At 50.6% G+C, this 10,285-nt stretch carries 9 protein-coding genes; 7 read left to right on the top strand and 2 right to left on the bottom strand.

The window, feature by feature from the left end; genetic code table 11:
* Positions 1-147: 147 nt before the first annotated feature.
* From kup to rbsR, 7 genes are all read left to right on the top strand, one after another.
* Positions 148-2,016 (top strand): low affinity potassium transporter Kup, encoded by a 1,869-nt coding sequence (gene kup / locus ACUU1M_RS16420; RefSeq protein ID WP_000102346.1) that lies wholly within the window; start codon positions 148-150, stop codon positions 2,014-2,016.
* A 154-nt stretch (positions 2,017-2,170) separates the two neighbouring features.
* Positions 2,171-2,593, top strand: a complete 423-nt coding sequence (gene rbsD, locus ACUU1M_RS16415; protein ID WP_000412154.1) for a D-ribose pyranase — start codon at positions 2,171-2,173, stop codon at positions 2,591-2,593.
* A gap of 7 nt (positions 2,594-2,600) precedes the next feature.
* Positions 2,601-4,106 (top strand): ribose ABC transporter ATP-binding protein RbsA, encoded by a 1,506-nt coding sequence (gene rbsA / locus ACUU1M_RS16410; RefSeq protein WP_000387785.1) that lies wholly within the window; start codon positions 2,601-2,603, stop codon positions 4,104-4,106.
* Between the two features lie 4 nt (positions 4,107-4,110).
* A complete protein-coding gene (gene rbsC / locus ACUU1M_RS16405) occupies positions 4,111-5,076 on the top strand; it encodes a ribose ABC transporter permease (RefSeq protein WP_000211867.1) in 966 nt (321 codons plus the stop codon).
* A 24-nt stretch (positions 5,077-5,100) separates the two neighbouring features.
* On the top strand, positions 5,101-5,991 hold the full coding sequence (rbsB, locus tag ACUU1M_RS16400; protein ID WP_001056275.1) for a ribose ABC transporter substrate-binding protein RbsB: 891 nt from the start codon (positions 5,101-5,103) through the stop codon (positions 5,989-5,991).
* Between the two features lie 130 nt (positions 5,992-6,121).
* Positions 6,122-7,051, top strand: coding sequence for a ribokinase (gene rbsK, locus ACUU1M_RS16395; RefSeq protein ID WP_005051970.1), 930 nt, complete (start codon positions 6,122-6,124; stop codon positions 7,049-7,051).
* Between the two features lie 3 nt (positions 7,052-7,054).
* A complete protein-coding gene (gene rbsR / locus ACUU1M_RS16390; protein WP_000224468.1) occupies positions 7,055-8,047 on the top strand; it encodes a ribose operon transcriptional repressor RbsR in 993 nt (330 codons plus the stop codon).
* Here rbsR and mdtD read toward each other — a convergent pair.
* Positions 8,013-9,440, bottom strand: a complete 1,428-nt coding sequence (gene mdtD, locus ACUU1M_RS16385; protein WP_001280881.1) for a multidrug transporter subunit MdtD — start codon at positions 9,438-9,440, stop codon at positions 8,013-8,015. The two genes, rbsR and mdtD, sit on opposite strands and share 35 nt — an antisense overlap.
* Before the next feature lie 22 nt (positions 9,441-9,462).
* The gene (locus ACUU1M_RS16380; protein WP_001131150.1) at positions 9,463-10,155 is read right to left on the bottom strand and encodes a FadR/GntR family transcriptional regulator; all 693 of its coding nucleotides are present in this window, start codon (positions 10,153-10,155) and stop codon (positions 9,463-9,465) included.
* Positions 10,156-10,285 lie beyond the last annotated feature (130 nt).

Genomic DNA, 10,285 nt, shown 5'->3' with positions numbered 1-10,285 from the left:
CTCAAAGGGGGGGGGGCTTTTTCTTTGAGCCAGGTTAATGTGGCCGCATTTAGGAGTACGATTTTGCCGTTAATCGTGCATACTGTGCGCTTTTTTGTGGGCCAAGGGACTAAGCACACATTTCATATTTCAACGAAAGACTAGTCTATGAGCACTGATAATAAGCAATCATTGCCCGCGATTACCCTCGCGGTGATTGGAGTTGTCTACGGCGATATTGGTACCAGCCCGTTATATACACTTCGTGAATGTTTGTCCGGCCAGTTTGGTTTTGGCGTTGAACGCGATGCCGTGTTTGGCTTTTTATCGCTGATCTTCTGGCTGCTAATCTTTGTGGTTTCCATTAAATATCTCACCTTCGTGATGCGGGCAGATAACGCCGGTGAGGGGGGGATCCTGACGTTGATGTCGCTTGCCGGGCGTAATACGTCGGCGCGAACCACATCAATGCTGGTGATTATGGGGCTAATCGGCGGCAGCTTTTTCTATGGTGAAGTCGTCATAACACCCGCTATTTCGGTGATGTCAGCCATTGAAGGTCTGGAAATCGTCGCCCCGCAGCTGGATACCTGGATAGTTCCCCTCTCAATTATCGTTCTCACTTTATTATTTATGATTCAAAAGCATGGCACGGCTATGGTCGGTAAGCTGTTTGCGCCGATCATGCTGACCTGGTTTTTGATTCTGGCAGGACTGGGGTTACGTAGCATTATTGCTAACCCGGAAGTGCTGCATGCGCTGAATCCGATGTGGGCGGTGCATTTCTTCCTTGAATACAAAACGGTTTCTTTTATTGCATTAGGGGCAGTGGTGCTGTCGATTACGGGGGGCGAGGCGCTGTATGCTGATATGGGGCACTTTGGTAAGTTCCCTATTCGCCTGGCCTGGTTCACCGTCGTATTACCTTCCTTGACCCTTAATTACTTCGGTCAGGGAGCGTTGTTGTTAAAGAACCCGGAAGCGATTAAGAACCCGTTCTTCCTGTTGGCACCGGACTGGGCGCTGATCCCACTGCTGATCATCGCCGCACTGGCGACGGTAATTGCCTCGCAGGCGGTTATCTCTGGCGTCTTCTCATTGACGCGTCAGGCGGTACGTCTGGGATATTTGTCGCCGATGCGCATTATTCACACCTCCGAAATGGAGTCAGGGCAAATCTATATTCCGTTTGTGAACTGGATGCTCTATGTCGCGGTCGTGATTGTGATTGTCAGCTTTGAGCACTCCAGCAACCTGGCGGCGGCGTACGGGATTGCGGTGACCGGAACCATGGTACTGACGTCTATTCTCTCGACTACCGTGGCACGTCAGAACTGGCACTGGAATAAGTATTTTGTTGCGCTGATCCTGATTGCTTTCCTTTGTGTCGATATTCCATTGTTCACCGCTAACCTCGATAAACTGCTCTCCGGCGGCTGGTTGCCATTGAGCCTCGGTACTGTGATGTTTATCGTGATGACCACCTGGAAGAGCGAGCGTTTCCGCTTGCTGCGGCGGATGCATGAACATGGTAACTCTCTGGAAGCGATGATTGCTTCGCTGGAGAAATCACCGCCTGTTCGCGTGCCCGGGACCGCGGTGTATATGTCGCGTGCAATCAACGTCATTCCCTTTGCGCTGATGCATAACCTTAAACATAACAAGGTATTGCATGAGCGGGTGATTCTGTTAACTCTGCGCACCGAAGACGCGCCATATGTCCATAACGTCCGTCGGGTACAGATTGAACAACTGTCGCCCACTTTCTGGCGCGTGGTGGCAAGTTATGGTTGGCGAGAAACGCCAAACGTGGAAGAAGTTTTCCACCGCTGCGGTCTGGAAGGATTAAGTTGCCGGATGATGGAAACCTCCTTCTTTATGTCGCATGAGTCGTTGATCCTCGGCAAACGCCCGTGGTATTTGCGTCTGCGCGGCAAGCTGTACTTGCTGCTGCAACGTAATGCGCTGCGTGCACCAGATCAATTTGAAATCCCGCCAAACAGGGTTATCGAACTGGGTACTCAGGTCGAAATCTAACGCCAGACGCCTCCTTTCTTCATAAGGGGGCGTTTTTGTTTTCATGGTTAATCACCATGTAAAACGTTTCGAGGTTGATCACATTTCCGTAACGTCACGATGGTTTTCCCAACTCAGTCAGGATTAAGCTGCGGATCAGCGAAACGTTTCGCTGATGGAGAAAAAAGGCACCGTTCTTAATTCTGATATTTCATCGGTGATCTCCCGTCTGGGACATACCGATACGCTGGTGGTGTGTGATGCTGGTTTACCCATCCCCAAAAGTACAACGCGTATCGATATGGCATTAACCCAAGGTGTACCTTCTTTTATGCAGGTGCTGGGCGTCGTCACAAATGAAATGCAGGTCGAGGCTGCCATTATCGCGGAAGAGATCAAACAACATAATCCGCAACTCCACGAAACGTTGCTCACTCACCTTGAGCAGCTGCAAAAACACCAGGGAAATACCATTGAAATTCGTTACACCACGCATGAACAATTCAAACAACAAACCGCAGAAAGTCAGGCGGTAATTCGCAGCGGAGAATGTTCTCCGTATGCGAATATCATTCTCTGTGCTGGCGTGACGTTCTGAGGCCGTCATGGAAGCATTACTTCAGCTTAAAGGCATCGATAAAGCCTTCCCGGGCGTAAAAGCCCTCTCGGGCGCAGCGTTAAATGTCTATCCGGGCCGTGTGATGGCGCTGGTGGGCGAAAACGGCGCGGGTAAATCCACCATGATGAAAGTGCTTACTGGTATCTATACTCGCGATGCCGGCACGCTTTTATGGCTGGGGAAAGAAACGACATTTACCGGGCCGAAATCTTCCCAGGAAGCCGGGATTGGGATTATCCATCAGGAACTGAACCTGATCCCGCAGTTGACCATTGCCGAAAACATTTTCCTCGGTCGTGAGTTTGTTAATCGCTTTGGCAAAATTGACTGGAAAACCATGTATGTCGAAGCGGATAAATTGCTGGCTAAACTTAACCTGCGCTTTAAAAGCGACAAGTTAGTGGGCGATCTTTCCATCGGTGACCAGCAAATGGTTGAAATCGCCAAAGTGCTGAGCTTTGAGTCGAAAGTCATCATTATGGATGAACCGACCGATGCGCTGACCGATACCGAAACCGAATCCCTGTTCCGCGTCATCCGCGAGCTGAAATCGCAAGGCCGCGGTATTGTCTATATCTCCCACCGCATGAAAGAAATCTTCGAGATTTGCGATGACGTTACCGTTTTTCGTGATGGGCAATTTATTGCTGAGCGCGAAGTGGCATCACTGACCGAAGATTCGCTGATTGAGATGATGGTGGGCCGCAAGCTGGAAGATCAATATCCACACCTGGACAAAGCGCCAGGAGATATCCGCCTGAAAGTCGATAATCTCTGCGGACCTGGCGTTAACGATGTCTCTTTTACTTTACGCAAAGGCGAAATTCTTGGCGTCTCTGGTTTGATGGGCGCAGGTCGTACCGAACTGATGAAAGTGCTCTACGGCGCACTGCCGCGCACCAGCGGTTACGTCACCCTGGATGGGCATGAAGTCGTTACCCGTTCACCGCAGGATGGCCTGGCAAACGGCATTGTGTATATCTCCGAAGACCGTAAACGTGACGGTTTAGTGCTGGGCATGTCAGTAAAAGAGAACATGTCGCTGACAGCGCTGCGCTACTTCAGCCGCGCTGGCGGCAGTTTGAAGCATGCCGATGAACAGCAGGCTGTGAGTGATTTCATTCGTCTGTTTAATGTGAAAACGCCGTCGATGGAACAGGCAATTGGTCTGCTTTCCGGTGGCAATCAGCAAAAAGTGGCGATTGCCCGCGGTCTGATGACACGCCCCAAAGTATTGATCCTTGATGAGCCTACCCGTGGCGTAGATGTCGGCGCGAAAAAAGAGATCTATCAACTGATTAACCAGTTCAAAGCCGATGGCTTGAGTATCATTCTGGTGTCATCGGAGATGCCAGAAGTATTAGGCATGAGCGATCGCATCATCGTCATGCATGAAGGGCATCTCAGCGGGGAATTTACTCGTGAGCAGGCCACCCAGGAAGTGTTAATGGCTGCCGCTGTGGGCAAGCTTAATCGCGTGAATCAGGAGTAAAAAAATGACAACCCAGACTGTCTCTGGTCGCCGTTATTTCACGAAAGCGTGGCTGATGGAGCAGAAATCGCTTATCGCTCTGCTGGTGCTGATCGCGATTGTCTCGACGTTAAGCCCGAACTTTTTCACCATCAATAACTTATTCAATATTCTCCAGCAAACTTCGGTGAACGCCATTATGGCGGTCGGGATGACGCTGGTGATCCTGACGTCGGGCATAGACTTGTCGGTAGGTTCTCTGTTGGCGCTAACCGGTGCAGTTGCTGCATCTATCGTCGGCATTGAAGTCAATGCGCTGGTGGCTGTCGCTGCTGCTCTCACGTTAGGTGCCGCAATTGGTGCGGTAACCGGGGTGATTGTAGCGAAAGGTCGCGTCCAGGCGTTTATCGCTACGCTGGTTATGATGCTTTTACTGCGCGGCGTGACCATGGTTTATACCAACGGTAGCCCAGTGAATACCGGCTTTACTGAGAACGCCGATCTGTTTGGCTGGTTTGGTATTGGTCGTCCGCTGGGCGTACCGACGCCAGTCTGGATCATGGGGATTGTCTTCCTCGCGGCCTGGTACATGCTGCATCACACGCGTCTGGGGCGTTACATCTACGCGCTGGGCGGCAACGAAGCGGCAACGCGTCTTTCTGGTATCAACGTCAATAAAATCAAAATCATCGTCTATTCTCTTTGTGGTCTGCTGGCATCGCTGGCCGGGATCATTGAAGTGGCGCGTCTCTCCTCTGCACAACCCACGGCGGGGACTGGCTATGAGCTGGATGCTATTGCTGCGGTGGTTCTGGGCGGTACGAGTCTGGCGGGCGGAAAAGGTCGCATTGTTGGGACGTTGATCGGCGCATTAATTCTTGGCTTCCTTAATAATGGATTGAATTTGTTAGGTGTTTCCTCCTATTACCAGATGATCGTCAAAGCGGTGGTGATTTTGCTGGCGGTGCTGGTAGACAACAAAAAGCAGTAATAACGACTACAGGACATCTTGAATATGAACATGAAAAAACTGGCTACCCTGGTTTCCGCTGTTGCGCTAAGCGCCACCGTCAGTGCGAATGCGATGGCAAAAGACACCATCGCGCTGGTGGTCTCCACGCTTAACAACCCGTTCTTTGTATCGCTGAAAGATGGCGCGCAGAAAGAGGCGGATAAACTTGGCTATAACCTGGTGGTGCTGGACTCCCAGAACAACCCGGCGAAAGAGCTGGCGAATGTGCAGGACTTAACCGTTCGCGGCACCAAAATTCTGCTGATTAACCCGACCGACTCCGACGCAGTGGGTAATGCTGTGAAGATGGCTAACCAGGCGAACATTCCGGTTATCACTCTTGACCGCCAGGCAACGAAAGGTGAAGTGGTGAGCCACATTGCATCTGATAACGTACTGGGCGGCAAAATCGCCGGTGATTACATCGCGAAGAAAGCGGGTGAAGGTGCCAAAGTTATCGAGCTGCAAGGTATTGCCGGTACATCCGCAGCCCGTGAACGTGGCGAAGGCTTCCAGCAGGCCGTTGCTGCTCACAAGTTTAATGTTCTTGCCAGCCAGCCAGCAGATTTTGATCGCACCAAAGGTTTGAACGTAATGCAGAACCTGTTGACCGCTCATCCGGATGTTCAGGCTGTATTCGTGCAGAATGATGAAATGGCGCTGGGCGCGCTGCGCGCACTGCAAACTGCCGGTAAATCGGATGTGATGGTCGTCGGATTTGACGGTACACCGGATGGCGAAAAAGCGGTGAATGATGGCAAACTAGCAGCGACTATCGCTCAGCTACCCGATCAGATTGGCGCGAAAGGCGTTGAAACCGCAGATAAAGTGCTGAAAGGCGAGAAAGTTCAGGCTAAGTATCCGGTTGATCTGAAACTGGTTGTTAAGCAGTAGTTTTAATCAGGTTGTATGACCTGATGGTGACATAAATACGTCATCGACAGATGAACGTGTAATATAATATAAAGAAAAGCAGGGCACGCGCCACCCTAACACGGTGGCGCATTTTATGGACATCCCGAATATGCAAAACGCAGGCAGCCTCGTTGTTCTTGGCAGCATTAATGCTGACCACATTCTTAATCTTCAATCTTTTCCTACTCCAGGCGAAACCGTAACCGGTAACCACTATCAGGTTGCATTTGGCGGCAAAGGCGCGAATCAGGCTGTGGCTGCTGGGCGTAGCGGTGCGAATATCGCGTTTATTGCCTGTACTGGCGATGACAGCATTGGCGAGAGCGTTCGCCAGCAGCTCGCCACTGATAACATCGATATTACTCCGGTCAGCGTGATCAAAGGCGAATCAACAGGTGTGGCGCTGATTTTTGTTAATGGCGAAGGTGAGAATGTCATCGGTATTCATGCCGGCGCTAATGCTGCTCTTTCCCCATCGCTGGTGGAAGCGCAACGTGAGCGTATTGCCAACGCGTCAGCGTTATTAATGCAGCTGGAATCACCACTCGAAAGTGTGATGGCAGCGGCGAAAATCGCCCATCAAAATAAGACTATCGTTGCGCTTAACCCGGCTCCGGCTCGCGAACTTCCTGACGAACTGCTGGCGCTGGTGGACATTATTACGCCAAACGAAACGGAAGCAGAAAAGCTCACCGGTATTCGTGTTGAAAATGATGAAGATGCAGCGAAGGCGGCGCAGGTACTGCATGAAAAGGGTATCCGTACTGTACTGATTACTTTAGGAAGTCGTGGTGTATGGGCTAGCGTGAATGGTGAAGGTCAGCGCGTTCCTGGATTCCGGGTGCAGGCTGTCGATACCATTGCTGCCGGAGATACCTTTAACGGCGCGTTAATCACGGCGTTGCTGGAAGAAAAACCATTGCCAGAGGCGATTCGGTTTGCCCATGCTGCCGCTGCGATTGCCGTAACACGTAAAGGCGCACAACCTTCCGTACCGTGGCGTGAAGAGATCGACGCATTTTTAGACAGGCAGAGGTGACGCTTGGCTACAATGAAAGATGTTGCCCGTTTGGCGGGCGTTTCTACCTCAACAGTTTCTCACGTTATCAATAAAGATCGCTTCGTCAGTGAAGCGATTACCGCCAAAGTTGAAGCGGCGATTAAAGAACTCAATTACGCGCCATCAGCTCTGGCGCGTAGCCTCAAACTCAATCAAACACATACCATTGGCATGTTGATCACTGCCAGTACCAATCCTTTCTATTCAGAACTGGTGCGTGGCGTTGAACGCAGCTGCTTCGAACGCGGTTATAGTCTCGTCCTTTGCAATACCGAAGGCGATGAACAGCGGATGAATCGCAATCTGGAAACGCTGATGCAAAAACGCGTTGATGGCTTACTGTTACTGTGTACCGAAACGCATCAGCCTTCGCGTGAAATCATGCAACGTTATCCGACAGTGCCTACCGTGATGATGGACTGGGCTCCGTTCGATGGCGACAGCGATCTTATTCAGGATAACTCGTTGCTGGGCGGAGACTTAGCAACGCAATATCTGATCGATAAAGGTCATACCCGTATCGCCTGTATTACCGGTCCGCTGGATAAAACTCCGGCGCGCCTGCGGTTGGAAGGTTATCGGGCGGCGATGAAACGTGCGGGTCTCAACATTCCTGATGGCTATGAAGTCACTGGTGATTTTGAATTTAACGGCGGGTTTGACGCCATGCGCCAACTGTTATCACATCCGCTGCGTCCTCAGGCCGTCTTTACCGGAAATGACGCTATGGCTGTTGGCGTTTACCAGGCGTTATATCAGGCAGAGTTACAGGTTCCGCAGGATATCGCGGTGATTGGCTATGACGATATCGAACTGGCAAGCTTTATGACGCCACCATTAACCACTATCCACCAACCGAAAGATGAACTGGGGGAGCTGGCGATTGATGTACTCATCCATCGGATAACCCAGCCGCCCCTTCAGCAACAACGATTACAACTTACTCCGATTCTGATGGAACGCGGTTCGGCATAGATTTACGCTGTCTTTTGATCAAATTATTACCATCGGTTGTTTTCAGAAGCATGAACATTGCTGCTGAAGCAACAGTAATAATGCCCATCGTGATAAACGTATAGTGGAATTGTTCGACAGTCGTTGTGCCTTCCATCCCTTCATAAATGCGAAGGACGGCCGCACTTACAGCAACGCCTAAACTAATCGACAGTTGCTGCGTGACCGCCAGAACACTGTTACCGCTGCTGGCGTTGTCATCGGTCAGATCGGCAAGTGTGATGGTATTCATCGCGGTAAACTGCGTCGACATAGCCATCCCTAATATAAACAACGGCAAGATCAGCATCCATATCGCCATTGCCGGTGATTGCAAAGAGAACTGAGCGATCATTAGCCCAATAATCACCGTGATCCCCACTAATGTATGGCGATAGCCCAGACGACGTAAGACTTGGGTAACCATCGATTTTGCAATAATGGAACCTAACGCTGTCGGTGCCATCATACAGCCGGCAATAAACGCCTGATAACCAAATCCTACCTGTAACATCAATGGCATAAGGAACGGTACACAGCCGGTCCCCAGACGGGTTGCAATATTGCCTACGATACCGATCGAGAAAGTGCGGGTTTTAAATAAATCTAATGAAATTAATGGGTTTGGCGTACGTCGCGCATGGAGAATATAGAGAAGCAGTAACCCGATGCTGGTGACAATTACCGTCAAGGCAATCCAGCTGGCGACAATCTTTTCCCCGAATAGCTCTATTCCGCTTGAAAAGAGAACAAGGCTGAGGCCAAACAGCAAAAAGCCAGTGATATCGAATCTGCGTCGTGCGGTGGTGAAATTGGGCATATGTTTGCGCGCGTAAAGAAGGCCCGCAATACCTATGGGGATATTAATTAAAAATATCCAGTGCCAGGTTGCCCAGGTGACCAGCACGCCGCCAAGAACGGGGCCTAAAATTGGCCCCACCAGACCCGGCATGGCGACAAAATTCAATACCGGAAGAAGTTCATTACGAGGATAAGCACGCAGTAAGGCCAGCCGAGCAACAGGCATCATCATTGCGCCGCCTATCCCTTGAATAACCCGGAAGACAACCAGCTGTGGTAGCGAATTAGAAAGTGCGCAGGCCAGAGAACCCAACGTGAACAGACTCACGGCAAGGGTAAAAATGCGACGCGTACCGAAGCGATCGGCTAGCCATCCGCTTACCGGAATAAGCATCGCCACCGTCAGCGTATAACTGATGATGGCTGATTGCATCGCGAGAGGAGAACGATTAAGGCTATGAGCGATTGCGGGTAAGGCGGTATTCAGAATAGTGGCATCAAGTGCCTGCATGAAGAAGGCCATCGCCGCGATCCACGGCAAACCCGACATACTACGCTTCTTTTTATCGCTCATTCAATGTCCTGTTATCGGGTTATCACTTATCAGGTGAGCGTAGCAGCGCCTGACAAGCTTTAAATGCCGCGTCGCCATCGCTTTGGATAATCGCATCGACAATCGCCTGGTGCAGATCCAGCTTTATCACTGTGTCGCTGGTAATTGACGTGAAGTAAGTGTGATAAACCGAATGGAATAGCGAGGCGAATGAGGTCAAAAACGGATTGGCGCTCATTTCATAGATATGCTCATGCCAGGCCATATCGACTTCGATCCAGCGTTCACGGCGAAAGTTCTCTTTTAATGCCGCCATTTCGGCCATTAACGTATTGAGATGCGCCTTCTGTTCCGCGGTGCCAACCGTTGCTGCCAGTAGGCAGGCTTGCGGCTCCAGACAGATACGCATAACCAGAAAGTGATCGATGACCTGATGAAAGTTCTCTTCTGTCATCCACCAAGTAAGCAATTCCTGATCAAGAAAATTCCAGTTCGATTGTGGCATGACCCGAGTACCAATTCGCGGTCGCGGTAAAACCATCCCTTTTGCCGTTAACGTTTTGACCGCTTCGCGTACCGCTGTACGACTCACTCCAAATTGCTCGCCCAGCTCAATCTCACCGGGCAAAATGGTGCCGGGTTCATGTTCACCTTTTAAGATCCGTTGCGCCAGCTTCTCAGCCAGAACATACGAAAGGTTTTTCTGTGCAGCTAACTGTTGTGCGCTTAAAGGCATTACTTATCTTCCTTTTTCTTTTTATTCCTCCTTAGTATGCCACCAGGAAGTGTGATTACGGTTGCAAAAACGGCAAATTGCTTGTTTTATGGCACATTAACGGGGCTTTTGCTGAAAAAATGCGCGGTCA

The sequence above is a fragment of the Shigella sp. SIG6 genome (assembly GCF_053555815.1).
The sequence above is the reverse complement of the archived record's forward strand: the minus strand, read 5'-3'. Positions and strand labels throughout refer to the sequence as shown.